We start from the raw sequence: 23,636 nt of genomic DNA on the forward strand, positions 1-23,636 counted from the left end.
GGGCTTGGGCGGTGGAGCGGGCGTCTATCCCTTCGGGACCAGCCGCCACATGCGCAACGGATGACGCACGGTCCCCGCCTCGGCGCCGGCCGCATCGCCCCGGCCCATGTAGAGGTCCGCCCGCACCGGCCCGCGAATGGCCGAGCCGGTGTCCAGCGCCATCGCCAGGCCGCGATAGCTGGCGCTGGCCCCGCGCAGGTCGCCGCCGTCCGCCTCCAGCCAGACCAATTCGCCATAGCGCCAGTGCGCCGGATCGACCGCGATGGCCCGCCGCTCGGTCAGGGGCACGCCCGCGGCCCCCGCCGGATGGCCGTCATCGTCCGGGTCCAGGCGGAAGAAGATGTAGCGGGGGTTCAACGCCATCACGGCCTGCGCCTGATCGCCCCGATGGTCCGCCAGCCAGGCCCGGATCGCGTCGCCCGACGTGCCGTTCTGGGCGAGCAGCCCCTGCTGGACCATCGGTCGGGCGATGCCGACGAAGGGTCTGCCGTTGTCGGCGGCGTAGGCGGCGCGTTCCCGCGTCCCGTCCTCGAAGGTCAGATAGCCCGACCCCTGGATCTGCAGAAAGAACAGATCCTCGGCCCGCATCCACGCCAGGGCCTGGTCGGGCCTGGCGGAGTATTCGATAGAGGCCCGGTCGCCCGCCGCGCGCGGATCGGCGGGCTTGGGCAGGACGGGGGCGGAGAACTCTGCGTCCCGCCGTCGACGCGCGGGATATTCCGGCGCGAAGTACGAGGTCAGCAGTCCGGGCCGTCCGTCGGCGGTCGCGGCTGGCGCGGCGCTGAAACTGGCCTCGAAGAAGGCCCGGGCGTCCGACGGGGTGACGATCATGGTCGTCGCCATGGCCTTGGCCCGTGCGCAGACCGCGCGCGCGGCGGGGGCGCGCGCCGCGTCGCATCCGTCGACATAGGCTCGGAAAGCGGCCAGGTGGTCCTCGTCGTTCCAGCCCGGCAGGACGGCGGGGCTCAGCGCGCCTGACGGCGTCGACGGCGGGCCTCCCGGCGTCGGCGAGGGCGTATAGGGGATGGGGCCGCCCGGAACCCCGCCGGCCGGCGGGGTCTGTTCTTGGGGCCGCGTCGGACCGGACGAACAGGCGGCCAGGACCATCAGGGCGACCAGGCCCAGCGCCCCCGACGCCGGCCGGCTGACGCCCCGCATCAGGCGTTGGCCGGCTCGACGCGCGCCAGAACCCAATTGGGATCGGCCGCGCCCAGGGTTCGTTCGAAGGTCCAGTGCTCGGCCGTGCGGCGCTCCTCGACCAGCGGCTCGCCGGTTTCGGAATCCGCCGTCTCGCCCGAGGCCTTGGTCACGCGGCTGCGCAGTTCGGCCAGGAAGCGCACCTTGGCCACGGCCTTGTCGCCCTCGGCGACGGCGCCTTCTAGATCGGCGCGCGGCGGGAACAGGAACTCCACCGTTTCCGTCTCGCCGCGCGTCTCGCGCGCCGCGATCCCGGCCTCGAACGAGGCCATGACATTGGGCTTCAGCAAGGGTTTCAGCGCCGCCCGGTCGCCGGCGGCGTAGCCCCGTACGATGGTCTCATAGGCCTGGCGCGCCCCGTCCAGGAACCGAGCCGGATCGAAGGCCGGATCGCGCGCCTTCAGCGAGGCGATCGAGGCTAGGGTGGCCGGGTCGATGGCGGGCGCCGCAGGCCTGTCGTTCGCCGCAGGGCTGGGCACGGCCGCCTTGGCGTCTTCCTGCGGCTGGCGTCCCACCCGCTTGCCCAGCACATTGTAAAGCTGGAACAGGACGATGGCCGCGATCACGGCGAAGACGACGATCTGGAACTGGACCGGCAGGTTCAAGGCGGGATTCCTGTAGCGACGGGCGCGCCAAACGGCTGTCTGGCGTGATTAGGGTGTCATATAGGGCGAGGCAAGGCGAACCGCGCCCCCAATCACGCGCTCGACATTGCGGCCAAGCGTCCCGGCATGGTAGTCGCGGCGCCTCATAACGGCCTCATCGGCCTCAAATCGCTCAGAAGACCGCCTCATGACCGACGCCGCTCCTCCCGCCGAACAGCCCCAGCAGGGCGACGCTCCGCAGGGTCAGCCCGCCGGCCCCGGTTTCCGCATCCTGGCCCAGTATGTCCGCGACTTCTCGTTCGAGAACCCGCGTGCGCCGGAATCCCTGCGCATCGACGGCAAGCCGGCCATCGACCTGGGCGTCGAAATGGCAGCCCAGGGCCGGCCGGACGGCCTGTTCGAGCTGGACCTGAAGCTGTCGATCAAGGCGACCCACGAGAACCAGCCCGTGTTCCATGTGGAACTGGTCTATGGCGGTCTGTTCCAGCTGGCCAATGTGCAGGAACAGGACATCGAGCCGCTGCTGCTGATCGAATGCCCGCGTTATCTGTTCCCCTTCGCGCGCGAGATCATTTCGGGCGCCACGTCCGACGGCGGTTTCTATCCGCCGTTCCAGCTGGACCCCATCGACTTCGCCGCCATCTATATCGCCCGCCAGCAGCAGATCGCCCAGCAACCGGTCGAAATGGGGCAGGCCTAAAGGGTCGCAGGTCCTGCGGCCGGGGCCTTGGGCGTCTCGGCTGCGGCGAGAGGCGCGGATGTCCAAGGACGTGCAGGCGACGGGGGGACGCGGCGACGACATCGCCGGCGGCATCGCCCTGCGCATCGCGGCGGCGGGTTGTTTTTCGGTCATGGCGGCGGTGCTGAAACTGGCGTCGCTGGACGGCGTCGTCGCGCCCGAGATGCTGTTCTACCGCGCCTTCTTCGGCCTGCCGGTGGTGCTGGCCTGGGTTCTGACCCAGCCGGGCGGCCTTGCGGGTCTGACCACGCGCCGTCCCCTGGCCCATGTCGGCCGCAGCGCCCTGGGCATCGCTTCCATCCTGTGCGTTTTCCAGGCCCTGACCCTGCTGCCGCTGGCCGACGCCACGACCCTCAGCTTCACCGCTCCGATCTTCGCCACCCTGCTGTCCTTCTTTATCCTGAAGGAAGCGGTCGGGCCGCGCCGCTGGGCCGCCGTCGCCATGGGCTTCGTCGGCGTGGTCTTGGTGATGCGGCCTGCGCCCGGCGCCCTGGGGGCGGCCCATAACGCCTTGCCATTGGAGGGGATCGCCTTCGGCCTGGTCGCGGCCCTGCTTACGGCGGGCGTGACCATCACCCTGCGCCAGTTGCGCGACACCGAGCATGTCGCCGCAATCGTCTTCTGGTTCTTCGTCGGCTCTTCGGCCGTGGGGGCGATCCTGCTGCCTTTCGTCGGCCATTGGCGTTCGCCTCAGACCTTGGCCTTGCTGGTAGGATCGGGAATCGCCGGCGGCCTGGCCCAGTTGTTCATGACCGCCTCGCTGCAGAAGGCGCCGGTCGCCGTCGTCGCGCCCTTCGACTATCTCCAGATCGTCGGCGCCCTCGTCTTCGGCTGGTGGCTCATGTCCACGACCCCGACTCTCGGCACCCTGGCCGGCGCCGCCCTGATCGCCTCCAGCGGCCTCTACACCGCCTGGCGCGAACACGTTCGTCGCAAGGGCAGCCTGATCCAGCCGACCGCGCCGCCGGTTTAGGATCACCGCCCCGTCGAACCGAAGCCGCCGGTCCCGCGCGCCGTTTCGTCCAGCGTCTCCACCTCGATCCAGTCCGCGCGTTCGTGCCGGGCGATCACCAGCTGGGCGATGCGTTCGCCCCGGCGGATGACGAAAGGCTCGGCGCCGATATTGGCCAGGATCACGCCGCATTCGCCGCGATAGTCGCTGTCGATGGTGCCCGGCGCATTGGGGCAGACGATCCCGTGTTTCAGCGCCAGGCCCGAGCGCGCCCGCACCTGGGCCTCGTAACCCGGCGGCAGGGCGATCTTCAGGCCCGTGGGCGCCAGGACGCGCTGGCCCGGGGCCAGGACGATGGGCTGGTCCTCGGGCACCGCCGCTCGCAGGTCCATGCCCGCCGATCCCGCCGTCTCATAGGTCGGCAGGGGCAGGCCCTCGGCATGGGGCAGACGCAGGATCTGGATCTGGGTTTCGGTCATTCCGCGTCCTTGAACTGATCGGCGATGCGGGCGGCGACGGCCCGGGCGATGGCGGTCTTCGACTGGCGCGGCCAGGCTTCGGTCCGGTCGGCCGTGACCAGCAGCACGGCGTTGCCGTCCGAACCGAACACGTCGTCGGAGACGTCATTGCCGATGATCCAGTCGCAGCCCTTGCGCGACAGCTTGGCGCGGGCGTTGGCTTCCAGGTCCGCGGTCTCGGCCGCGAAGCCGATCACCAGTTTGGGCCGATTCGGCCCGGGGGCCGCGATCCCGGCCAGGATGTCGGGGTTCTCGATCAGGGCCAGGGTCGGCGGGCCGCCCGGCCCCTTCTTGATCTTGCCGCCGGCGATGGTGTCCACGCGCCAGTCGGCCACGGCGGCGGACAGAACGGCGATGTCGGCCGGCAGCGCGCCCTGCGTCGCCGCCTGCATCTCCAGCGCGCTCTCCACGTCGATCCGCGTCACTCCCGTCGGCGCCCCCAGGGCGGTAGGGCCGGACACCAGCGTCACCTCGGCGCCCAGTTCGGCCAGGGCCGCCGCGATGGCGTAGCCCTGTTTGCCGCTGGAGCGATTGGTCAGGCCCCGCACTGGGTCGATGGGTTCGAACGTCGGCCCGGCGGTGACCACGGCCTTGCGACCGGCCAGCGGCCGCCCGCCCCCAGCGGCCAGCAGTCCTTCGATGGCCTCCAGGATCGCCGCCGGTTCGGCCATCCGACCGAAGCCATATTCGCCGCAGGCCATCTCGCCCGCGTCCGGCCCGACCACGGCCGCGCCGTGGAAGCCGGGAAAGGCCTTCAACCGTTCCATATTGGCCTGGAGCGCCGGATGTTCCCACATCCGCACGTTCATCGCCGGCGCCAGCAGCACCCGCTTGTCCGTGGCGATTAGGGTGGTGGAGGCCAAGTCGTCCGCCAGACCGTTCGCCGCCTTGGCGATCAGTCCCGCCGTCGCCGGCGCCACGACCACCAGGTCGGCCCAGCGCGACAGTTCGATATGGCCCATCGAGGTCTCGTCATCGGGGTGGAACAGACCCGACCGCACCGGATGGCCGCTCAGCGCCGCCAGCGACAGCGGGGTGACGAACTCGGCCCCGGATTCCGTCAGGATCACCCGCGTTTCGCCGCCCGCCTTGGCCATCAGCCGCACCAGCTCCAGCGCCTTGTAGGCCGCGACGCCGCCGCCGACGATCAGCAGGATCTTGCGATGGGTGAGGGGGCGGCTGTCCATGGCTCATGATCTAGCGATCCCGCATGACGCCGTCGAGACGCTGCTCAGGAACATTGCGCGAACAATCAAGTTGTGCTTTCGTCGCGTCACACGGGTATTGGAGAGGGCTGGCGATGAACAGGATGAAGACGGCCGCGGCGCTGTTGGCGTTGGCGGGCTTTTTGGCCTTGGGCGGCTGCGACCGATCCTCGGCAGTCGAGACGCGCGACCGCGCGAGCGATGCCCAGCCCCTGGCTTTGGCGCAAACCGGCGATACGGCCGAGATCACGACGACCGCGCCCGAGGCCAAGCCTGTCCTGACCGCCAATAGGCGCGAGACGGTCGACGCCAAGATCACCCGTCTCTACGACCGCAACGGCGCCGACTTCGGCGCCCGCTCGCCCGAGGACTATCTGGCCAAGGTCACGGCCTTCGCCACCAAGCCGCCGCGCGACGCCGAAACGGTCAAGCGGCCGAACGGCGACACCCTGATCTATCAGGCTTCGACCAACACATTCGCCGTGGTGGCCAGAAACGGCACGCCGCGCACCATGTTCAAGCCGACCACCGGCGCAGCCTATTGGGACGAGCAGAAGACCTCGGCCCCCACCTTCGGCCAGCGGCGCCAATCGACGGGGGCGGCCGGCTGATATAGAGGGCGGGTTCGCTGACGCACCGGATCCCGCCCATGCCCGACAAGGCTCCCAAAGCCCCGCTGAAAACCGCCTTGATCTATGATTTCGACGGCACCCTGGCCCGCGGGAACATGCAGGAGGTCAGCTTCATCCCCTCGGTGGGCGTGGATATCGGCGCCTTCTGGAGCGAGGCGGAAGCCCTAACCAAGGCGGCCGACGGCGACGGAATCCTGATGTACATGCAACTGATGCTGCATCACGCGCGCCAGAACGGGGCCCCCGTCACGCGCGAGACCTTGCGCGATCATGGCCGCGCGGTCGCCCTGTTCGAGGGGCTGAAGGACCTCAGCTGGTTCGACCGCATAAACGCCTTCGGCGCCCGATACGGGCTGGAGATCGAGCACTACATCATATCCGCCGGCCTGGAGGAGATGATCGACGGCACGCCGATTCGCCCCGCCCTGACTCACGTCTTCGCCTCCCACTACGTCTATGACGACAAGGGCGAGGCGGCCTGGCCGGCCGTGGGCGTCAACTACACCACCAAGACCCAGTATCTGTTCCGTATCAACAAGGGGGTGAAGAACCACTGGGAGCACGAGCGGATCAACCACTTCATCCCCGACGACGAACGCCCGGTTCCTTTCGACCGGATGATCTTCATCGGCGACGGCGACACCGACGTGCCGACCATGAAGATGATGCACACCAAGGGCGGCTTCTCCATCGCCGTCTATGATCCGCGCTCGAACGAGAAGGACCAGAAGAAGGTCTATTCCCTGATCTCGGAGGACCGGGTCAACTTCGTCGCGGCCGCCGACTATCGCGAGGGTTCGGCCCTGGACCTGATCGTCAAGGGCCTGGTCGGGCGCATCGCCATCAACGCCGGATCCATGCCTGCCGGTCTCGGCGCCTAGGCCTTAAGGGCCAGATTCAACGCCCGCCGGCCCTCAGCCAGGCGTCGCGCGCCGGAACCAGTCGCGCCGGGGCAAGGCCGCGCAGGGACTTGGCGCCGGTCTGGCGCAGTCCCGCCTCCTGCCCCCGCTGCCAGACGACCGATGCCGGATAGGCCACCGCCTCGGCGACATCGACCACCACCACCTCGCGCGGCAGGGCGGCGGCGCGATCCAGCCGCACCCGCATCCCGGCGTCCGACAGGTCCACGATCAGACAGGCGGTCTCTACGTCGGCGCCGCAGACGACGCCCCGCGCATTGCGCGGACGCCGGGGCTGGGCGCGCCGGTCGTCGCCGGGCGCGGTTCTGGGCTTGAACAGGCTCATGCGGTCTCAACGCCTGGACGCACCGCAACGATCCGGCGATCCGCATCCAGGTCCACGGTCAGGTCCGGCGCGATCCCGCCCGCCAGCATATGGCGGGTCAATCGCTCGTAATGCTGGATGAACCGCGCCAGCCGGTCGCGCCGCTCTGACGACAGGGCGGCGCCTGTCAGCGCCGCCTCCTGTTGGCCGCGCCAGTCCAGAACCCCATCGAACCCGGGCGCCTGAAGGAAGATCAGCGCGTCCAGCCGCCGGGTCACGCCGACATAGTCCTCGGCCAGGGCGGCGTTGACCCTGCGACGCCAAACGCCTTGGGCGTCCTCCCGCCGCTCCAGCGCATTGACGGGCGCGGTCAATGCGGCCTGGGTCTGAGGCGCGGCGCCTAGGCACCAGCCTTCCAGCACGATGGCGCGGGGGCGCCCCTCGATCACCGGCCATGTCGAGACATCGGCGCGGTCGTCCGCAAGCTTGTCGAAACGGGGCAGGGGGGTCGTGTCGCCCGGTCCGGCCATCCTCAAACGATCCAGAACCCGGTGCAGCAGGTTCAGATCGTGCGTGCCCGGCGGACCGCGCGTGACGAACAGGGGGTGGACCTGGCGCACCATCGTCGCCCGTTCGGCCCTGGTCAGATAGACATCGTCCAGCGACAGGACGGCGGCCCCAAACCGTTCGGCCAGGTCGCGCGCCAAGGTCGATTTGCCCGAGCCTTGCGCGCCCGACACGCCGATGATGGGCGGCAAGTCCTCGAGGGCCGTTCCCCCGATCCTCTGGTCGACCCAGCCGCCGATCGCATCGACCAGGGCGGCCCCCGTCATCTCAGTGCTGGTTTTCCGGCAGGCGCACGACCAGGCCGTCCAGGGCGTCCGAAACCCGGATCTGGCACGACAGCCGGCTGTTCGGCTCGACCTCTTCGGCGAAGTCCAGCATGGACTCCTCCATGGCGCTGGGTTTGCCCGTCGCCTCGCGCCAGGCTTCGTCGACATAGACGTGGCAGGTGGCGCAGGCGCAGGCGCCGCCGCAGTCCGCGTCGATGCCCGGCACATTGTTGCGGATCGCGCCTTCCATGACGGAAAGCCCCGGCTTCACGTCCACGACGTGTTCGGTCCCGTCATGTTCGATATAGGTGATGCTGGCCATGGGCCGCTCCTAACCCGGGGATCGCCGGAGACAAAGCCTCCGGCGTCCGAACGATCAGGCCGCCTTCTTGCGGCTGGGGGCGACCATCAGCTTCTTGGTCTCGGCGATGGCCTTGGCCGGGTTCAGACCCTTGGGACAGACCTGGGCGCAGTTCATGATCGTGTGGCAGCGATACAGTTTGAACGGGTCTTCCAGATCGTCCAGACGCTTCTGGGTCGCGTCGTCGCGGCTGTCGGAAATCCAGCGATAGGATTGCAGCAGCGCCGCCGGGCCGAGGTACTCTTCCTGGTTCCACCAGTAGCTGGGGCAGGAGGTCGAGCAGCAGGCGCACAGGATGCACTCGTACAGGCCGTCCAGCTTCTCGCGCTCGGCCGGGGTCTGCAGACGTTCCTTCTCGGGATCCGGCTCGTCGGACTGCAGATACGGCTGGATCGAGTCGTACTGGGCGTAAAACAGGCTCAGGTCCGTCACCAGATCTTTGACCACCGGCTGGTGGGGCAGGGGGGCGATGGTGATGTTGGACGACTGGCACTCGTCCCAGCCCTTGGTGCAGGCCAGGGTGTTGCGCCCGTCGATGTTCATCGAGCAGGAGCCGCAAATGCCCTCGCGGCACGACCGTCGGAACGACAGGGTCGGGTCGATGGTGTTCTTGATGTGGATCAGGGCGTCCAGCAGCATCGGGCCGTGGTCGCCGGCTGGCACCTCATAGACGTCCCAGCGCGGATCGGCGTCCACCTCGGGATCGTAGCGATAGACCTTGTAGGTCTTGACGTCCTTCGAACCCGGCGCGGCCTTATGGACCTTGCCTGTCGTCGGCTTGGAGCCCTTGGGGAGAGTGAGCTGGACCATTTTAGTAAACCCGCGCCTTCGGCTCGATATAGGCGATGTCGTCCGACATGGTGTAGTTGTGGACGGGACGGTAGTCGATCTGGACCCCTTCGCCCGGACGCCTCCACGCCAGGGTGTGCTTCATCCAGTTGACGTCGTCGCGGTTCGGATAATCCTCGCGAGCGTGAGCGCCGCGCGACTCCGTGCGGTTCAACCCGCCCTCGATGGTGACAAGGGCCTGGGCGATCAGATTGTCGTACTCCAGGGTCTCCATCAGGTCCGTGTTCCAGATCAGGCCGCGATCCGTCGTCTTGATGTCGGCGCCGGCCGCGTCGATGGCGCGCAGCTTCTGGACGCCCTCTTCCAGCGTCTTGCCGGTGCGGAACACCGCCGCATCGGCCTGCATGGCCTGCTGCATCGACAGGCGCAGTTCGGCGGTCGGGGTCGAGCCGTCGGCGTAGCGGAAGCGATCCAGCCGGGCCATGTGGGCGTCGATCTGGGCCTTGGGCGCGGTAGGAACGGCCGCGGTCTTGTCCACCACCTCGCCGCAGCGCAGGCCGACGGCGCGGCCGAACACCACCAGGTCGGTCAGGGAGTTGGAGCCCAGGCGGTTGGCGCCGTGCACCGAGACGCAGGCCGCCTCGCCCACGGCCATCAGGCCCGGAACCACGCTGTCCGGGTCGCCGTCGCGCAGCGTCAGCACCTCTCCGTGATAGTTCGTGGGGATGCCGCCCATATTGTAGTGGACGGTCGGCAGAACCGGGATCGGCTCCTTGGTCACGTCGACGCCGGCGAAGATCTTGGCGCTTTCCGAAATGCCTGGCAGGCGTTGGTGCAGAATCTTCGGATCCAGGTGGTCCAGGTGCAGGAAGATGTGGTCCTTCTTCGGACCCACGCCGCGGCCTTCGCGGATCTCGATGGTCATGGAGCGGCTGACCATGTCGCGCGGGGCCAGGTCCTTCACGGTCGGCGCATAGCGCTCCATGAACCGCTCGCCTTCCGAGTTGGTCAGATAGCCGCCTTCACCGCGGGCGCCCTCGGTGATCAGGCAGCCCGCGCCGTAGATGCCGGTGGGGTGGAACTGCACGAACTCCATGTCCTGCAACGGCAGGCCGGCGCGCAGCACCATGGCGTTGCCGTCCCCGGTGCAGGTGTGGGCCGAGGTGGCGCTGAAATAGGCGCGGCCGTATCCGCCGGTCGCCAGAACCACCATCTTGGCGCGGAACTGGTGAAGCTGACCGTTGTCCAGTTGCAGGGCCGTCACGCCAGTGCAGGCGCCGTCCTGCATGATCAGGTCCAGCGCGAAATATTCGACGAAGAACTTCACCTCGCGGCGCACCGACTGGCCGTACAGGGTGTGCAGGATGGCGTGGCCGGTGCGGTCGGCGGCGGCGCAGGTGCGCTGCACCGGGCCTTCGCCGAAGTTGCGGGTCATGCCGCCGAAGGCGCGCTGGTAGATCTTGCCTTCCTCGGTGCGCGAGAAGGGCACGCCCCAGTGTTCCAGCTCGTAGACGGCCTTGGGCGCGTTGCGGACCAGATATTCGATCGAGTCCTGGTCGCCCAGCCAGTCCGACCCCTTGACGGTGTCGTACATGTGCCATTGCCAGCTGTCCTCGCCCATATTGCCGAGCGAGGCGGAGATGCCGCCTTGCGCCGCCACAGTGTGCGAGCGGGTCGGGAAGACCTTGGTGACGCAGGCGACCTTCAGGCCCTGCTGGGCGGCGCCGAGGGCGGCGCGCAGACCGGATCCGCCGGCGCCGACGACGACGACGTCGTATTCATGATCGATCAGTTCGTATGCAGCCATCAGTAAATCAGGCTCCGAAGCCGGCGGGCAGCGGCGCCGAGCCCAGCGCCAGCCGCACGATGAAGAAGACGCTGGCGGCGGCCAGCACGACGAAGACGAGGTTCAGCAGGGCGACCAACAGGCCGCGCGTCCCCGCATTCGGCGCATAGTCCTCCAGGATCACCTTCCAGGACAGGCTGAGGTAGCCGAAGAAGACCACCGCCGTGATCGCCATCAAGGCGGCGTTCAACGGATTGGCGAACCAGGCCATGACGGCGTCATAGCCCGCCCCCGCCAGGGTGAAGCTGGTGGATGCGACCCACAGGCCCAGCGGCAGAAGGGCGACCAGCAGCACCCGCTCGGTCAACCATTCGCCCGCGCCGTGACGCTCGGAAACCTTGACGTTGTTCTTGAACTTTGCGGCGCCGCTCACAGCGAAACCCTCCCGGCGGCGAACAGGACGATCCAGAACAACACGGCCAGCGGGACCGGCGCCCAGACCGCGATGCTGGACAGCATGTTGGCCGACTTCACCGTCAGGCCGTTTCCGGTGTCGTTATAGGTGTGACGCGCGCCGTTCAGGATGAAGGAGAACAGCACCGCCGTCAGGCCGAAGCCGACGAACAGGCCCAGCGGCGATCCGGCCAGCCGCAGGAAGCCGTCGTAGCGCTCGGGTCCGAACGCCAGGGCGGCCAGCCAGCCGACCACGAACAGAACGCCCACGGTCGCGGCGATGATCGTGGCGCGGAACAGGATGGAGGCGGCCATGGTCACGTGCCAGCGCCAGACCTGCATGTGCGGAGAAAGCGGAGTGAAATGACCGTTCGGTTGGGTGACGAAACGACCCGTTCGGTCGTTTGTTGCGCCACCCGGCTTCGGGCTGGGCTGGGTCATGCGAATGGTTCTCAAAAGCGAATGAATTCAATCGCCGTGTGCGGTTGCGAAGGCTTTTGTGACCCGGAGGGGCCGGTGTCAACGCACGGCGGGTCAGATCGGGCGATTGTTACGCTTGTCGCCCTCGCCCCGCATTCGAATCACGTTTTCGCGCGGAGACGTCCGACCTCTAGGCGAGCCGGCGTGTGATTTGGCAGGTTAGACGCATGATCCTGTTCGCTTTCCTCGCGGCCGTGTCCCTGGCGTCCATGCCCCAGGCCGGGTTGCAGGTTCCCCTTCAGGCGGCCGGCCTGGACGCCACGCCCGAGACCTACCAGGCCCCCACGGTCCGTCCGTTCGAGCCGCCCTCCGACTTTGGTCGAGAGGCAGAGGCCGAGGGCGACGCCGGAGGCGACCGGCGCCGCGGCCCTCTGATCCGGCCAGTCGCCGTCGACGCCTATGTCGGCGATTATGAGGTCACGCCCAGCGACGGCGAGGCCGCCTACGACCAGGGCGTGGCCCAGGCCGAGATCGACGCCGACCACCGCGCCGGACCGCTGGACGGTCGCTGGCGCGTTGCGGCGCCGGACGGCCGGCCGCTTCTCTCCCTGGCCCTGACAGACCGGGGCGAGGGGCGGCGCGTCGAGGGCGCCTGGCGCCGGCTGGACGAGCGGGCGGCCCCGGTCCCGGGCGGTCCCGCGGGTCCAGCCGCTGTCGTGGGCGCGACCACGGTCCTGCCCCTGGCGGGCGGCGAACTGCACCTTCGCGCGGCCGCTCAGGGCTGGAGCGGCGAGCTGGTCCAGAACGGCCGCGCCCGCCCGGTCGCGGTCTCGCGTCCCGGCTGACTATGCGGCGGCCTGAACTGGTCAGCGCGTATCCGCCACCCTATATGTGACGAATGACCGAGATCACGCCCCGTCCCGTCCTTCGTCTGCATCCCGCCCATCGCGACGACATCGGCGACCTGATCACGCGCCGACCCGTGCCGGGTCCCGGTCTGGACCAGATCGATCCCTTCCTGTTCCTGAACCATCACGGGCCCCAGACCTATGCGCCGGGCAACGCCGGCCTGCCCTTCGGTCCCCATCCGCACCGGGGATTCGAGACCGTCACCTTCATCCTGGAGGGCGAACTTGCCCACAACGATTCCGGCGGCGGCGAGAGCGTCATCGAGGCGGGCGGCGTCCAGTGGATGACCGCCGGCTCGGGCCTGATCCACGCCGAACTATCGCCGGTCGATTTCAAGCGTGACGGCGGGCCGATCGAGATCCTGCAGCTGTGGGTCAATCTGCCGTCTCGGTTGAAGATGACCCGGCCCAACTACATCGGCCTGCAGAAGGCCGACATCCCGACCTTCACCACCGCCGACGGCGTCACGGTGGAGCCGGTCTCCGGCGACTGGCTGGGGGTCAAGGCGCCGATCCAGTCCCTGATCGACGTCCATCTGGCCATCGTCCGCCTGCCCGCCGGCGCGACGTTCGAGACCCCTGTCGCCCCCGGCCGCAACGTCTTCCTGTATGTCGTCAAAGGCGAGATTGCGGTCGCCGGGAGCACCGTGCCGCAATGGAACCTCGCCGGCCTGTCCGACGGCGACGCGGTGCAGATCACGGCGAGCACGGACGCCGTCGTCCTGCTCGGCCACGCCGAACCCATCGGCGAGCCGGTCTTCAGCCACGGTCCCTTCGTCATGAACACCCGCGACGAGATCATCCAGGCGATCCAGGACTACCAATCCGGCAAGTTCGGCCCGCCGCCGAGGGTGTGAAGTCATCCTCCCCCGCCCAGCGGGGGAGGGGGACCGCGAAGCGGTGGAGGGGGCGACCGCATCGTCGATGTCGAATGTCTCTTTCCAGCATCGTGCGATTTTCGCCTCCTCCACCACGTTACGCGCGGTCCCCCTCCCCCTTTCCGCTGCGCTCCTTGGGGGAGGATCTTGTGGCGCCCAAACCCCCATCCCGCGCAGGTGATGCGCTCCCCGCCAAAACCCTATATGACGCCGTTCCTAGCGACCGCCCCAGCCGAAGACACGCCGAATGCCCAGCCTGAACGAGATCCGCGCCACCTACCTCGACTTCTTCGCGGCCGACGGTCACGAGAAGGTGCACTCGGCCCCGCTGGTGCCTCAGAACGATCCGTCCCTGCTGTTCGTCAACGCCGGCATGGTGCCGTTCAAGGACTATTTCACCGGCGCCGCCAAGCCGCCCTATCCGCGCGCCACCTCCTCGCAGAAATGCGTCCGCGCCGGGGGCAAGCACAACGACCTGGACAATGTCGGCTACACCGCCCGCCACCTGACCTTCTTCGAAATGCTGGGGAACTTCTCCTTCGGCGACTATTTCAAGGAACACGCCATCGACCGGGCGTGGACGCTGGTCACGCGGGACTTCGGCCTAGACCCCAAACGCCTGCTCGTCACCGTCTATATCGATGACGACGAGGCCGCCGCCATCTGGAAGAAGGTCACGGGCTTTTCCGACGACAAGATCATCCGCATCGCCGGCGCCGACAACTTCTGGGCCATGGGCGACAGCGGCCCCTGCGGCCCCTGCACCGAAATCTTCTGGGACCACGGGGACAAGATCCCCGGCGGCCCTCCCGGCAGCCCGGACGAAGACGGCGACCGCTACGTGGAGATCTGGAACAACGTCTTCATGCAGTATGAGAAGGAGAACGATCAGATCGTTCGCAACCTTCCCAAGCCCAGCGTCGACACCGGCATGGGGCTGGAGCGGATGACTACCGTGCTTCAAGGCGTGCATTCGGTCTTCGAAACCGACCTGTTCAAGACCCTGATCGCGGCGTCCGAAGACCTCACCTCGACCAAGTCGGACGGCGATCAGGCCGCCAGCCACCGGGTCATCGCCGACCACCTGCGGTCTTCGTCCTTCCTGATCGCCGACGGCGTGACGCCCTCGAACGAGGGTCGGGGCTATGTGCTGCGGCGCATCATGCGCCGCGCCATGCGCCACGCTCACCTGTTGGGCGCTTCGGACCCCCTGATGCACCGTCTGGTCCCGACCCTGGTCGCCCAGATGGGCGACGCCTATCCGGAACTGGCCCGCGCCCAGCCCTTCATCGAGGACACGCTGAAGCAGGAAGAGATTCGCTTTCGCACCACGCTCGGCCGCGGCATGGCCCTGTTCGACACGGCGGTTCAGGGCTTCCGTCCTGGCGACATGCTGGACGGCCAGACGGCCTTCACCCTGTCCGACACCTACGGCTTCCCGCTGGACCTGACCCAGGACGAGGCGCGTCGTCGCGGCTTCTCGGTCAATGTCGACGGCTTCGAGGCCGCCATGGCGGAGCAGCGCCAGCGTTCGCGCGAGAACTGGAAGGGCTCGGGCCAGACCGCCAACGCCGGCGAATGGCTGGCCGTGCGCGACCGGATGGGACCGACCGTCTTCACCGGCTACGACGCGGTCGAGGGTTCGGGCGAGGTCCTGGCCATCATGAATGGCGGCGCGCCGGTCGAGGCGGCCGAGGCCGGCGACATCGTCGAGGTGCTGTTCGACACGACCCCTTTCTACGCCGAGAGCGGCGGCCAGACCGGCGACCAGGGAACCCTGGAATGGCCGGGCGGTGAAGCTGAGGTGCTGGACGTCAAGAAACACGCCGGCGATTTGCATGTCCTGTCGGTCCAGATCACGGCCGGCAAGCTCGAGATCGGCGCCCGCGTCGCCCAGTTCGTCGACGCCGACAAGCGCGCTACGACCCGCGCCAACCACTCGGCCGCCCACCTGCTGCACACGGCGCTGAAGAACGTCCTGGGCCCGCAGGTCGCCCAGAAGGGCCAACTGGTGGATTCCGAACGGGCCCGCTTCGACTTTAGCCATTCGGCTCCCGTCACCGAGGACGAGCTGGCCGCCATCGAGGCCGAGGTCAACGCCGTGATCCGCCAGAACGTCCCGGCCGAGACCAAGCTGATGACCCCCGCCGACGCCATCGAGGCCGGCGCCATCGCCCTGTTCGGCGAGAAATACGGCGACGAGGTCCGCGTCCTGACGCTCGGCCGTTCGCTGGTCCCAGAAGCGGCTCTTGGCAACGCCCCCTATTCGGTCGAGCTGTGCGGCGGCACCCACGTCGCCCGCACCGGCGATATCGGCCTGTTCAAGGTGATCCAGGAAACCGGCGTCGCCGCCGGCGTCCGTCGCATCGAGGCTCTGACCGGCGAGGCCGCCCGCCTCTATCTGGAATCCCAGGCCAAGGTCGCCCGCAATCTGGCCCGCGACTTCAAGATCCAGCCGCTGGACGTGCCGGCCCGCGTCGAGGCTCTGCAAGGCTCGGTCAAGACGCTGGAGAAACAGGTCGCCGAGCTGAAGAAGCAGCTGGCGCTGGGCGGCGGCTCGGGCGCGTCTTCGGCGCCGGAAGAGATCAACGGCGTCAAGCTGATCGCCCGCGTTCTGGACGGGGTGGACGGCAAGGGTCTGCGCGGCGTCGCCGAGGACTTCAGAAAACAGGTCGGTTCGGGCGTCGTCGCCCTGATCGGCGTGACCGAGGGCAAGGCCGCCGTCACCGTCGCCGTCACCTCGGACCTGGCCGGCCAAGGCGAAGGCTGGGTCAACGCCGCCGACCTGGCCCGCGCCGCCGTCCTCGCCATGGGCGGCCAGGGCGCGGGCGGCAAGCCCGACTTCGCCCAGGGCGGCGCCCCGGACGGCTCCAAGGCCGAGGACGGTCTGGCCGCCGTACGAGCGGCTCTGAACGGCTGACATGTCCGCCCTTTCTTCCAGGGAGAAGGGTCGGATGAGGGCCGGTAGGCAGGTCGGGTCGCGCGAGACGCACCCGACTTTTAGTCGGTTCGAAATCGCGCTTCTTGCACATCGCACTGTTTTCGAAGTTGCAGTGCGGTTTCGCGGCTTACATCATCGGATCGGGCGTCAGGTCCACGCCGGCGAGTTTCCAGTTGAACGGTCCTCGACGTTCCAGGATTAGAACCAGTTCGTCATCGGGCTTGTCATCGCGCGTCACGGTCACGGCGAAGCGGTTCAGTCCGCGATAGGCCCAGGACTGGCGCACCTTGTCCTTGGGCGCCGCCGGGGTGTCGTCGGCGGGCACGGGGCGTTCGGGCTGCGGCGTCTCGCCCGAACGGACCAAGGCGGCGACGCCCTGGGGCGTGACGAAGTTGTCGACCGCGCCTTCGACCAGCGGCGGCGCCAGCAGCATCCCCAGCGCCGCCAGTCCCCGGTCGCCCTTGGCCCGATCACGGATTTCCAGCCCCGCCCGCGCGTTCAGCTCGCTCTTCAGGCTGGCGCGGAAGGCGGGAAAGTCCACCTGCCGCTCCAGCGCCGCCGCATCGCCGGCCCGCGCCGCCCGCACGATTGCCTGCGCCGTCAGGAAGGGCGAGACGAAGAGGGCGACCGCCAGACCCACGACGGCGGCGATCAGGGCGCCGGTGACGATCTTGCGGGTCATGACCCCTCCTTCGCAAAACGGACGGCGCGGCGGCTCACGGACGAACCGCCGGCGCGGACGGCGACGTGTCCCCGGGCAGGCCGATATGGACCAGCTTCCATTCGAACGGCCCTCGCCGTTCGAAGGTGAACAGGGTTCGCGACCCGCCCTGGTCGGCCACCGCCATCCGCACCCGGTTGACGCTCCAATAGGCCGGGCGCGGCCAGGGCTTGCGGGCTGCGGTTCCCGTCGTCGCCGCGGCCTGCGTCTGCTGGTTGGCGTATCGTCCCTCGCCCCGCAGCAGGGCCGACAGGGCCGCCGGCGTCAGGTAGGCGTTCACGTCGGGCTGCCGCTGCAACGGGTTCTGCTGGTCCAATTGGCGACGGAAGGCGCCGATGGGGTCTTCCAGGAAGGAGGGCGCTGGGGCCAGGGCCTCGGGCCGCCCGGCCAGTTGCGGCCTCAGCGACTGCCGCACGGCGCCGAAGTCGATCAGCCGAGAAAGCCCGGCGACATCGTTCGCCTCGGCCGCCGAACGGATGGCGAAAAACCCCACCGCCGGCGCGGCGAAGAAGGCCAGCACCGCCAAGGCGAGCGCCGCCAGCACCAGGTTTCCGAACAGCCGCTTCACGAACGCTCCTTCATTATCGCCGATCATGCACGCCCCGGGCCTTCGCACAACGAAAAGCCCCGCCGGATCGCTCCGGCGGGGCTCATTCTTGTTTATCCTACCGCGCTTCGCGCTGCTTGAGGACGTTTGGGCGTCCTGCCGGCAATGCTGTGCGGAGGGGCCTGCGCGCCTCAGCCAACGTCCGGCAGGGCGGACTTCAGGTTTTCGGCGACCTTGTCGAGGAAGCCCTCGGTGGTCAGCCAGCCCTGCTGGTCGCCGACCAGAAGGGCCAGGTCCTTGGTCATGAAGCCGGCCTCGACGGTGTCGACGACGACCTTCTCCAGGGTGTCGGCGAATTGGTCCAGGGCGGCGTTGCCGTCCAGCTTGGCGCGGTGCTTGAAACCGCGCGTCCAGGCGAAGATCGAGGCGATCGAGTTGGTCGAGGTGGCCTCGCCCTTCTGGTGCTGGCGATAGTGGCGGGTCACGGTGCCGTGGGCGGCTTCCGTCTCCAGCACCTTGCCGTCCGGCGTCATCAGGACCGAGGTCATCAGGCCCAGCGAGCCGAAGCCTTGCGCCACCACGTCCGACTGCACGTCGCCGTCGTAGTTCTTGCACGCCCAGACGAAGCCGCCCGACCACTTCATCGCGGCCGCGACCATGTCGTCGATCAGGCGGTGCTCATAGGTCAGGCCCCGCGCCTTGAACTCGGCGGCGTAGTGTTCGTCGAACACTTCCTGGAACAGGTCCTTGAAGCGGCCGTCATAGGCTTTCAGGATCGTGTTCTTGGTCGACAGATAGACCGGGTAGTTGCGCTGCAGGCCATAGGCGAAGCTGGCGTGGGCGAACTCGCGGATCGAGGCGTCCTGATTGTACATGGCCATGGCCACGCCGGCGCCGGGGGCCTTGTAGACCTCGTGCTCGATCACTTCGCCGTCCTCGCCGACGAACTTGATCGTCAGGGTGCCGGGGCCCGGCATCAGGAAGTCGGTGGCCTTGTACTGGTCGCCGAAGGCGTGACGACCGACGACGATCGGCTGGGTCCAGCCCGGAACCAGGCGCGGCACGTTCGAACAGATGATCGGCTCGCGGAAGACCACGCCGCCGAGGATGTTGCGGATGGTGCCGTTCGGCGACTTCCACATCTTCTTCAGGCCGAATTCCTTCACCCGCGCCTCGTCCGGGGTGATGGTGGCGCACTTCACGCCGACGCCGTGCTTCTGGATCGCGTGGGCGGCGTCGATCGTCACCTGGTCGTCGGTGGCGTCGCGGTGCTCCATGCCCAGGTCGTAATAGTCCAGCTCGAGATCCAGGAACGGGAAGACCAGCTTGTCCTTGATCATCTGCCAGATGATGCGGGTCATTTCGTCGCCGTCGATGTCGACGATGGGGTTTTCGACCTTGATCTTGGCCATGCGTGCGGTCCGCCTGTGACTGAGGGAAGGAATATCGTGGCGGCGGTATAGCGGGGCGGCGCGCCGGCGCAAACCCCGGCCTCCGTTAACCCTGCCCGGAAAAGGCCTCGGGCCGGCGTCTGAACTGTTCCGGCCGCCAGGGTTTGTGTCGGTCCGATCAATGGCGACGGACGACAGGATGACGGATGAGGAGCGGGCGCTGGTGGAGCGATGGATCCTGGCCTTCTGCGAGGCCCCGCCGGTGGTGGATGCGGAACTGATGCGGCGTCTGATCGCTGAACACGAAAGCTTGGAGGGGACCGAGATGGCGGAAAAGCGTTTCAAGGCGGGCGACCGCGTCGGATGGGACCACAGCCAGGGCGCGACGACCGGCCGGGTGATCAGGAAGGTCGTCTCCGAAACCTGTATCGAGGGCCATAGGGTCGCCGCCTCCATCGACAATCCCGAATATGTCGTCGAGAGCGACAGGACCGGCGCCCGCGCCGCCCACAAGCCTTCGGCGCTGAGGAAAAGATGACGGCCGCCTTCCGCCTTGGCCCCGCTTCGCCAGCGTCCGTCCTGGCCGCGTCTGCGCTGGCCCTGAGCGCCTGCGGCGATCGACAGGCCGCCCGCTCGCCCGCCCCTTCCGCGCCTGCCGCGCCGTCCGGGGCGGCTCCGGCCGAACCCCCGCCCGTGCTTCGAACCCGCGCCGAGACGCGCCAGTTCCGGGACTGGAGCGCGACCTGCGGCAACGACGGAACCTGCTGGGCGTTCGGTTTCGCGCCCGAGTTCGCGGCTGGCTGGGTGCGGATCGCACTGGCGGCGGGACCAGAGGCGCAGCCCGACATCCGCTTCGGTTACTGGCCCGACGCCGAGGCGGGCGCGGCGAAAACCGTCGCCTTGGTGATCGACGGCCGCAGCTATCCGGCGACGTTGGACGCCGCGTCCGAGGCGGAGGCCCCCATCGGCTTGGCCGCAGGCGATCCCCGCCCGCTGATCGACGCCATGATCCAGGGCAAGGCCATGACCATTCGCGCCGCCTCGACCCAAGTCGTCTCCTTGAACGGCGCCGCCGCCGCCCTGTTGTGGATCGACGAGAAGCAGGGCCGGTTGAACACCCCGACCGCCCTGATCCGCCGCGGCGGCCGCCCCGCCTCGGCCGTGCCCGCCGCGTCGTCCCCGCCCGTCGTCACGCCGGCGCCGGCGGTCGATCAGTCCGGCTTCGGAGATACGGGCCAAAGCCTGCCTGCCGCCCTGCGCATGCGAACCGAGGTCGGAAACTGTCTGAAGCAATCGTCCATGCCGGCCGTCAGGGACATGGTCATGTCCGCCCGTCTGGACGCCCGGACCGAGCTGTGGGCCGCGCCATGCGGGGCCGGGGCCTACAACGTCACCCATGTCTGGTATGTGACCGGACCGGGCGGCAGCGATCCCCGCCCCGCCGTCCTGGCGGGAACCTCGGGGCCGGGCGCCGACCCCGAACGGCCGGACAACAGCACCGTCAACGGCGAATATGATCCCAGGACCCGCACCCTGTCCGCCTTCGCCAAGGGACGAGGCCTGGGCGACTGCGGCGCGCTTCAGACCTGGACCTGGACTGGAAACCGTTTCGTCCTCAGCCGCGAGAGCGTCATGGGCGAATGCGCCGGCGTCCCCGCCGACCTCTGGCCCGTCGCCTGGCGCACCCGATGACCGACCCCGAGGTCCTGGTGATCGGGGCAGGTCCGGCCGGCCTGACGGCGGCGACCTATTTGGGCCGTTTCAGGCGCGACACCCTGGTCGTGGACGGCGGAGAGCCGCGCGCCAGCTGGATACCCGTCAGCCACAACATGCCCGGCTTTCCGGCGGGCATTTCGGGCGCCGATATCCTGAAGCGGATGCGTGAACAGGCCCGGGAATACGGCGCCGTCGTCACGGCCGATCGCGTTGCGGAACTGGCCAAGGAGGGGCAGGGTTTCGTCGCCCGCATCGACGGGCGGTCGGTGCGCGCCCGCGCCGTCCTTCTGGCGACCGGCGTGGTCGACCGCCATCCCGACCTGAAGGGCGTCGAGCGCGCCGTCCAGCGGTCGCTGGTCCGCATCTGTCCGATCTGCGACGGCTACGAGGCGACGGACAAGGCCGTCGCCGTGATCGGCCACAGCGACAAGGGCGCGCGCGAGGCGGCCTTCATGCGCACCTATTCCGACCGGGTTGCGCTGATTCACATCGGCCCGCCCGAGGCCCTGACGCGCCAGGCGGCGCTTCAGCGGCTGGGCGTGGAGGTCATCTTGGCGCCCCTCGACGCCGTGGTGCTGGAAAAGGACCGGGTGACGGCCCTGACCTGGGGCGGCCAAACGCGCGCGTTCGACCTGGTCTATTCCGCCCTGGGCGCATCGCCCAACGCCGAACTGGCCCGCGGGCTGGGCGCGCGCCTCAGCGACGACGGCCGGCTGGAGGTCGATCTGCATCAGGCGACCAGCGTGCCGGGCCTCTACGCCGCCGGAGACGTCGTGCGCGGGCTCAATCAGATCGCGGTGGCGACGGCGGAGGCCGCCGTGGCCGCCACCGACATCCACAACCGCCTGCGTCGCATGGACGGCCAAACCCTTCCCGACTGAAGACCCTGCGCTGCGGCCCGCGCCTCAGGCCTGGGCTTGAACCCAGGCCGCGACGATCCGGTCCAGCACCGACAAGGGCACGCCGCCGGCGGCCAGGGCTGTGTCGTGGAAGCCCTTGATGTCGAACCGCGGCCCCAGGGTCGTCTTGGCCTGTTCGCGCAGGCGCACCCATTCGTTGTGCCCGACCTTGTAGGCGCAGGCCTGGCCCGGCCAGCCGCAATAGCGTTCGACCTCGGACGTCGCCGCCCCTTCCTGATCGCCATAGGCCTCCATCATGTAGCGGATGCCCTGTTCGCGGCTCCAGCCCTTGGCGTGGATGCCGGTGTCCACCACCAGGCGCGCGGCGCGGAACATCAGCGACTGCAGATAGCCGATCTGGCCCGCCGGATCGTTCTCATAGGCGCCCAGTTCGTCCGCCAGCTGTTCGGCGTACAGGCCCCAGCCCTCGACATAGGAGGAGAAGCCCAGAAGGTTCATCAGCAGCGGGGCGGATTCGCTCTCCTGCTGCAGGCTGATCTGCAGGTGGTGGCCCGGCGTCGCCTCGTGATAGGTCAGGGTCGGCAAGGACCAGGACGGCCACTCCGCCGTGTCCTTCAAATTGATCCAATAGATGCCGGGCCGCGTCCCATCCAGGCTGGGCGAGTTGTAATAGCCCATCGGCGCCCCGGCCTCGATCTCGGGCGGAACCCGCTTGATCTCGACCTTGGCCTTGGGCAGGCGGCCGAAGGCATCGGGCAGGCGTCCCTGCATGTCCGCCATCTGGGCGTTCAGCTTGGCGATCAGTTCGGCCTTGCCGGCGTCGGTGTTCGGATAGACGTATTTGGGGTCGTCCCCCATGGCCTTGATCCGCTCGGCGACCGAGCCCTGGGTCAACCCTTGCGCCTTCAGCAGGCCGTCGGCGCGCGCGGTCAGTTCGGCCATCTGTTCGACGCCGGTGCGATGGATTTCGTCGGCGGTCAGTTGGGTGGTGGTGATGTAGCGCAGGCTGTTGGCGTAATATTGCTCGCCCTGCGGCAGGCGCCGCACCGAGGCCTCGTGCGTCGCATTCGGCTGGGCCGCCTTCAGCACGGCGGCCTGTGCGGCCAGGGCCGGATAAACCCGCGTCTCGATCAGCCGCTGGACCTGGGCGCCCCAGTCGCCGGTCAGTCCCTTGGCCTGGGTGCGCTCCACGACCGACTGGGTCAGGGGCGAGGTCGCCGCGGGCGTCGCCAGGAAACCCTCCTGCTGTCGGATCGCCTTGGCCAGGATGAAGTCGGGAGGCACGACGCCCAGGGCGTAGTCTTCCTTCAGCCTGTCGGTCTCGGCCGCCAGGACGTCGGCGAAGGCGTCGACACGCGCCACATAGGCGTCGGCGTCCGCCGCCGTCTCGATGGTGTGCTGGTTGGCCAGGAAGTCCGGCGTGGACTGATAGGCGCCGCCCTGCTGGCTGACGCGATACGGGTTGGGCCAGCCGCCCTGGCCATAGGGGATGGCGTAGGTGGCGATGACCCCGTCCAGATTGTCCTTGATGCTGTCGTAATAGTTCAGGTCGCGCGGCGACAGGGCGCCCCGGTCGATGCGGCCGAGGTCGGCGGCCTGGCGGAGAACGAAGGCGCGCTGGGCTTCCTCCTCGGCGCGGGTCGGCACGGTCAGCCGCGACTTGGCGCCGGCCCGCGGCCCCTTGTCCAGGCCGAACATGGTCACGACCTCGGGCGACCGGTCCAGCGTCTCCTCGAACGCCTTGTCCATGAAGGCCTTGAGGGCGTCGTCCGCCGAACCCCCTTCTGGCCGGGCGAAGGCGGCGCCTCCGACGGCGGCGAGGCCCGCGCCCAGGGCGGCGGATTGAAGAAGGCGGCGGCGATCCAGCATGACGTTTTCCCCACGGATGAGCTGATAATGGAAACCGCGTGGACGGGCGCGGCAAGCGAAATCGCTCCGGGGTGCGCGCGACGAAGAAAAA

25 protein-coding genes are annotated in these 23,636 nt (G+C 68.6%); 10 read left to right on the top strand and 15 right to left on the bottom strand.

Annotation, left to right across the window (positions count from 1 at the left end; all coding sequences use genetic code 11):
* Positions 1 to 24: 24 nt before the first annotated feature.
* Positions 25 to 1,158, bottom strand: a complete 1,134-nt coding sequence (locus DI624_RS00985) for an MltA domain-containing protein (RefSeq protein ID WP_291535500.1) — start codon at positions 1,156 to 1,158, stop codon at positions 25 to 27.
* Positions 1,158 to 1,796, bottom strand: coding sequence for a TIM44-related membrane protein TimA (gene timA, locus DI624_RS00990; protein WP_291535548.1), 639 nt, complete (start codon positions 1,794 to 1,796; stop codon positions 1,158 to 1,160). The genes DI624_RS00985 and timA overlap by 1 nt, the downstream gene beginning before the upstream one ends.
* A 193-nt stretch (positions 1,797 to 1,989) precedes the next feature.
* Here timA and secB point away from each other — a divergent pair, with 193 nt between their 5' ends.
* Positions 1,990 to 2,502, top strand: a complete 513-nt coding sequence (gene secB / locus DI624_RS00995) for a protein-export chaperone SecB (RefSeq protein WP_291535501.1) — start codon at positions 1,990 to 1,992, stop codon at positions 2,500 to 2,502.
* A 58-nt stretch (positions 2,503 to 2,560) separates the two neighbouring features.
* The gene (locus DI624_RS01000) at positions 2,561 to 3,514 is read left to right on the top strand and encodes a DMT family transporter (protein WP_291535502.1); all 954 of its coding nucleotides are present in this window, start codon (positions 2,561 to 2,563) and stop codon (positions 3,512 to 3,514) included.
* Between the two features lie 2 nt (positions 3,515 to 3,516).
* Here the strand turns inward: DI624_RS01000 and dut are convergent, their stop codons facing one another.
* Both dut and coaBC read right to left on the bottom strand, forming a co-directional pair.
* On the bottom strand, positions 3,517 to 3,972 hold the full coding sequence (gene dut / locus DI624_RS01005) for a dUTP diphosphatase (protein ID WP_291535503.1): 456 nt from the start codon (positions 3,970 to 3,972) through the stop codon (positions 3,517 to 3,519).
* The gene (gene coaBC / locus DI624_RS01010) at positions 3,969 to 5,198 is read right to left on the bottom strand and encodes a bifunctional phosphopantothenoylcysteine decarboxylase/phosphopantothenate--cysteine ligase CoaBC (RefSeq protein ID WP_291535504.1); all 1,230 of its coding nucleotides are present in this window, start codon (positions 5,196 to 5,198) and stop codon (positions 3,969 to 3,971) included. The genes dut and coaBC overlap by 4 nt, the downstream gene beginning before the upstream one ends.
* 122 nt (positions 5,199 to 5,320) lie before the next feature.
* Between coaBC and DI624_RS01015 the strand changes: the two genes are divergently transcribed.
* Both DI624_RS01015 and DI624_RS01020 read left to right on the top strand, forming a co-directional pair.
* Positions 5,321 to 5,827, top strand: coding sequence for an S-type pyocin family protein (locus DI624_RS01015; RefSeq protein WP_291535505.1), 507 nt, complete (start codon positions 5,321 to 5,323; stop codon positions 5,825 to 5,827).
* A gap of 38 nt (positions 5,828 to 5,865) precedes the next feature.
* The gene (locus tag DI624_RS01020) at positions 5,866 to 6,729 is read left to right on the top strand and encodes a haloacid dehalogenase-like hydrolase (protein ID WP_291535506.1); all 864 of its coding nucleotides are present in this window, start codon (positions 5,866 to 5,868) and stop codon (positions 6,727 to 6,729) included.
* Positions 6,730 to 6,745: 16 nt separating this feature from the next.
* Here the strand turns inward: DI624_RS01020 and DI624_RS01025 are convergent, their stop codons facing one another.
* Genes DI624_RS01025 through sdhC form a run of 7 tightly spaced genes read right to left on the bottom strand, consistent with a single transcriptional unit; the run spans position 6,746 to position 11,735 of the window.
* Complete coding sequence (locus tag DI624_RS01025) at positions 6,746 to 7,093, bottom strand: PilZ domain-containing protein (protein WP_291535507.1); 348 nt, start codon at positions 7,091 to 7,093, stop codon at positions 6,746 to 6,748.
* Complete coding sequence (locus DI624_RS01030) at positions 7,090 to 7,905, bottom strand: kinase (RefSeq protein ID WP_291535508.1); 816 nt, start codon at positions 7,903 to 7,905, stop codon at positions 7,090 to 7,092. The genes DI624_RS01025 and DI624_RS01030 overlap by 4 nt, the downstream gene beginning before the upstream one ends.
* A 1-nt stretch (position 7,906) precedes the next feature.
* Complete coding sequence (locus DI624_RS01035; RefSeq protein ID WP_008259676.1) at positions 7,907 to 8,227, bottom strand: 2Fe-2S iron-sulfur cluster-binding protein; 321 nt, start codon at positions 8,225 to 8,227, stop codon at positions 7,907 to 7,909.
* Positions 8,228 to 8,281: 54 nt separating this feature from the next.
* Positions 8,282 to 9,076 carry a succinate dehydrogenase iron-sulfur subunit gene (locus DI624_RS01040; protein ID WP_291535509.1) on the bottom strand — a complete coding sequence of 265 codons (795 nt, stop codon included), beginning with the start codon at positions 9,074 to 9,076 and terminating at the stop codon, positions 8,282 to 8,284.
* A 1-nt stretch (position 9,077) separates the two neighbouring features.
* The gene (gene sdhA, locus DI624_RS01045) at positions 9,078 to 10,862 is read right to left on the bottom strand and encodes a succinate dehydrogenase flavoprotein subunit (protein ID WP_291535510.1); all 1,785 of its coding nucleotides are present in this window, start codon (positions 10,860 to 10,862) and stop codon (positions 9,078 to 9,080) included.
* 7 nt (positions 10,863 to 10,869) lie between these two features.
* Entirely contained in the window at positions 10,870 to 11,274 is a 405-nt protein-coding gene (gene sdhD / locus DI624_RS01050; protein ID WP_291535511.1) for a succinate dehydrogenase, hydrophobic membrane anchor protein, read from the bottom strand.
* A complete protein-coding gene (gene sdhC, locus DI624_RS01055) occupies positions 11,271 to 11,735 on the bottom strand; it encodes a succinate dehydrogenase, cytochrome b556 subunit (RefSeq protein ID WP_291535512.1) in 465 nt (154 codons plus the stop codon). The genes sdhD and sdhC overlap by 4 nt, the downstream gene beginning before the upstream one ends.
* Before the next feature lie 206 nt (positions 11,736 to 11,941).
* Between sdhC and DI624_RS01060 the strand changes: the two genes are divergently transcribed.
* The 3 genes from DI624_RS01060 to alaS all read left to right on the top strand — a co-directional run bounded on the left by DI624_RS01060 (position 11,942) and on the right by alaS (position 16,420).
* Positions 11,942 to 12,559 carry a hypothetical protein gene (locus DI624_RS01060; protein WP_291535513.1) on the top strand — a complete coding sequence of 206 codons (618 nt, stop codon included), beginning with the start codon at positions 11,942 to 11,944 and terminating at the stop codon, positions 12,557 to 12,559.
* A gap of 53 nt (positions 12,560 to 12,612) precedes the next feature.
* A complete protein-coding gene (locus DI624_RS01065; protein ID WP_291535514.1) occupies positions 12,613 to 13,479 on the top strand; it encodes a pirin family protein in 867 nt (288 codons plus the stop codon).
* A 268-nt stretch (positions 13,480 to 13,747) separates the two neighbouring features.
* Positions 13,748 to 16,420 carry an alanine--tRNA ligase gene (gene alaS / locus DI624_RS01070; RefSeq protein ID WP_291535515.1) on the top strand — a complete coding sequence of 891 codons (2,673 nt, stop codon included), beginning with the start codon at positions 13,748 to 13,750 and terminating at the stop codon, positions 16,418 to 16,420.
* 148 nt (positions 16,421 to 16,568) lie between these two features.
* Here the strand turns inward: alaS and DI624_RS01075 are convergent, their stop codons facing one another.
* The 3 genes from DI624_RS01075 to DI624_RS01085 form a co-directional block, all read right to left on the bottom strand.
* Complete coding sequence (locus DI624_RS01075) at positions 16,569 to 17,123, bottom strand: DUF2939 domain-containing protein (RefSeq protein WP_291535516.1); 555 nt, start codon at positions 17,121 to 17,123, stop codon at positions 16,569 to 16,571.
* A gap of 34 nt (positions 17,124 to 17,157) precedes the next feature.
* Complete coding sequence (locus tag DI624_RS01080; protein ID WP_291535517.1) at positions 17,158 to 17,730, bottom strand: DUF2939 domain-containing protein; 573 nt, start codon at positions 17,728 to 17,730, stop codon at positions 17,158 to 17,160.
* A 170-nt stretch (positions 17,731 to 17,900) separates the two neighbouring features.
* A complete protein-coding gene (locus DI624_RS01085; RefSeq protein WP_291535518.1) occupies positions 17,901 to 19,121 on the bottom strand; it encodes an NADP-dependent isocitrate dehydrogenase in 1,221 nt (406 codons plus the stop codon).
* A gap of 178 nt (positions 19,122 to 19,299) precedes the next feature.
* Between DI624_RS01085 and DI624_RS01090 the strand changes: the two genes are divergently transcribed.
* The 3 genes from DI624_RS01090 to DI624_RS01100 are packed head-to-tail and all read left to right on the top strand — an operon-like array spanning position 19,300 to position 21,697.
* Positions 19,300 to 19,638 carry a DUF2945 domain-containing protein gene (locus tag DI624_RS01090; RefSeq protein WP_291535519.1) on the top strand — a complete coding sequence of 113 codons (339 nt, stop codon included), beginning with the start codon at positions 19,300 to 19,302 and terminating at the stop codon, positions 19,636 to 19,638.
* On the top strand, positions 19,635 to 20,792 hold the full coding sequence (locus DI624_RS01095) for a DUF1176 domain-containing protein (RefSeq protein ID WP_291535520.1): 1,158 nt from the start codon (positions 19,635 to 19,637) through the stop codon (positions 20,790 to 20,792). Before DI624_RS01090 ends, DI624_RS01095 begins: the two co-directional genes overlap by 4 nt.
* Complete coding sequence (locus DI624_RS01100) at positions 20,789 to 21,697, top strand: NAD(P)/FAD-dependent oxidoreductase (protein ID WP_291535521.1); 909 nt, start codon at positions 20,789 to 20,791, stop codon at positions 21,695 to 21,697. The genes DI624_RS01095 and DI624_RS01100 overlap by 4 nt, the downstream gene beginning before the upstream one ends.
* A gap of 24 nt (positions 21,698 to 21,721) precedes the next feature.
* Here the strand turns inward: DI624_RS01100 and DI624_RS01105 are convergent, their stop codons facing one another.
* Positions 21,722 to 23,545: a DUF885 family protein gene (locus DI624_RS01105; RefSeq protein WP_291535522.1), complete on the bottom strand. Its 1,824-nt coding sequence runs from the start codon at positions 23,543 to 23,545 to the stop codon at positions 21,722 to 21,724.
* Positions 23,546 to 23,636 lie beyond the last annotated feature (91 nt).

It is taken from the genome of Brevundimonas sp. (assembly GCF_003248455.1).
Classification (GTDB): Bacteria; Pseudomonadota; Alphaproteobacteria; order Caulobacterales; family Caulobacteraceae; genus Brevundimonas.

Bases quoted from the DNA above. Each gene is read 5' to 3' on its own strand.
- DI624_RS00985 (WP_291535500.1), bottom strand. From the start codon at position 1,158: ATGCGGGGCGTCAGCCGGCCGGCGTCGGGGGCGCTGGGCCTGGTCGCC.
- secB (WP_291535501.1), top strand. From the start codon at position 1,990: ATGACCGACGCCGCTCCTCCCGCCGAACAGCCCCAGCAGGGCGACGCT.
- DI624_RS01000 (WP_291535502.1), top strand. From the start codon at position 2,561: ATGTCCAAGGACGTGCAGGCGACGGGGGGACGCGGCGACGACATCGCC.
- dut (WP_291535503.1), bottom strand. From the start codon at position 3,972: ATGACCGAAACCCAGATCCAGATCCTGCGTCTGCCCCATGCCGAGGGC.
- coaBC (WP_291535504.1), bottom strand. From the start codon at position 5,198: ATGGACAGCCGCCCCCTCACCCATCGCAAGATCCTGCTGATCGTCGGC.
- DI624_RS01015 (WP_291535505.1), top strand. From the start codon at position 5,321: ATGAAGACGGCCGCGGCGCTGTTGGCGTTGGCGGGCTTTTTGGCCTTG.
- DI624_RS01020 (WP_291535506.1), top strand. From the start codon at position 5,866: ATGCCCGACAAGGCTCCCAAAGCCCCGCTGAAAACCGCCTTGATCTAT.
- DI624_RS01025 (WP_291535507.1), bottom strand. From the start codon at position 7,093: ATGAGCCTGTTCAAGCCCAGAACCGCGCCCGGCGACGACCGGCGCGCC.
- DI624_RS01030 (WP_291535508.1), bottom strand. From the start codon at position 7,905: ATGACGGGGGCCGCCCTGGTCGATGCGATCGGCGGCTGGGTCGACCAG.
- DI624_RS01035 (WP_008259676.1), bottom strand. From the start codon at position 8,227: ATGGCCAGCATCACCTATATCGAACATGACGGGACCGAACACGTCGTG.
- DI624_RS01040 (WP_291535509.1), bottom strand. From the start codon at position 9,076: ATGGTCCAGCTCACTCTCCCCAAGGGCTCCAAGCCGACGACAGGCAAG.
- sdhA (WP_291535510.1), bottom strand. From the start codon at position 10,862: ATGGCTGCATACGAACTGATCGATCATGAATACGACGTCGTCGTCGTC.
- sdhC (WP_291535512.1), bottom strand. From the start codon at position 11,735: ATGACCCAGCCCAGCCCGAAGCCGGGTGGCGCAACAAACGACCGAACG.
- DI624_RS01060 (WP_291535513.1), top strand. From the start codon at position 11,942: ATGATCCTGTTCGCTTTCCTCGCGGCCGTGTCCCTGGCGTCCATGCCC.
- DI624_RS01065 (WP_291535514.1), top strand. From the start codon at position 12,613: ATGACCGAGATCACGCCCCGTCCCGTCCTTCGTCTGCATCCCGCCCAT.
- alaS (WP_291535515.1), top strand. From the start codon at position 13,748: ATGCCCAGCCTGAACGAGATCCGCGCCACCTACCTCGACTTCTTCGCG.
- DI624_RS01075 (WP_291535516.1), bottom strand. From the start codon at position 17,123: ATGACCCGCAAGATCGTCACCGGCGCCCTGATCGCCGCCGTCGTGGGT.
- DI624_RS01085 (WP_291535518.1), bottom strand. From the start codon at position 19,121: ATGGCCAAGATCAAGGTCGAAAACCCCATCGTCGACATCGACGGCGAC.
- DI624_RS01090 (WP_291535519.1), top strand. From the start codon at position 19,300: ATGACGGATGAGGAGCGGGCGCTGGTGGAGCGATGGATCCTGGCCTTC.
- DI624_RS01095 (WP_291535520.1), top strand. From the start codon at position 19,635: ATGACGGCCGCCTTCCGCCTTGGCCCCGCTTCGCCAGCGTCCGTCCTG.
- DI624_RS01100 (WP_291535521.1), top strand. From the start codon at position 20,789: ATGACCGACCCCGAGGTCCTGGTGATCGGGGCAGGTCCGGCCGGCCTG.
- DI624_RS01105 (WP_291535522.1), bottom strand. From the start codon at position 23,545: ATGCTGGATCGCCGCCGCCTTCTTCAATCCGCCGCCCTGGGCGCGGGC.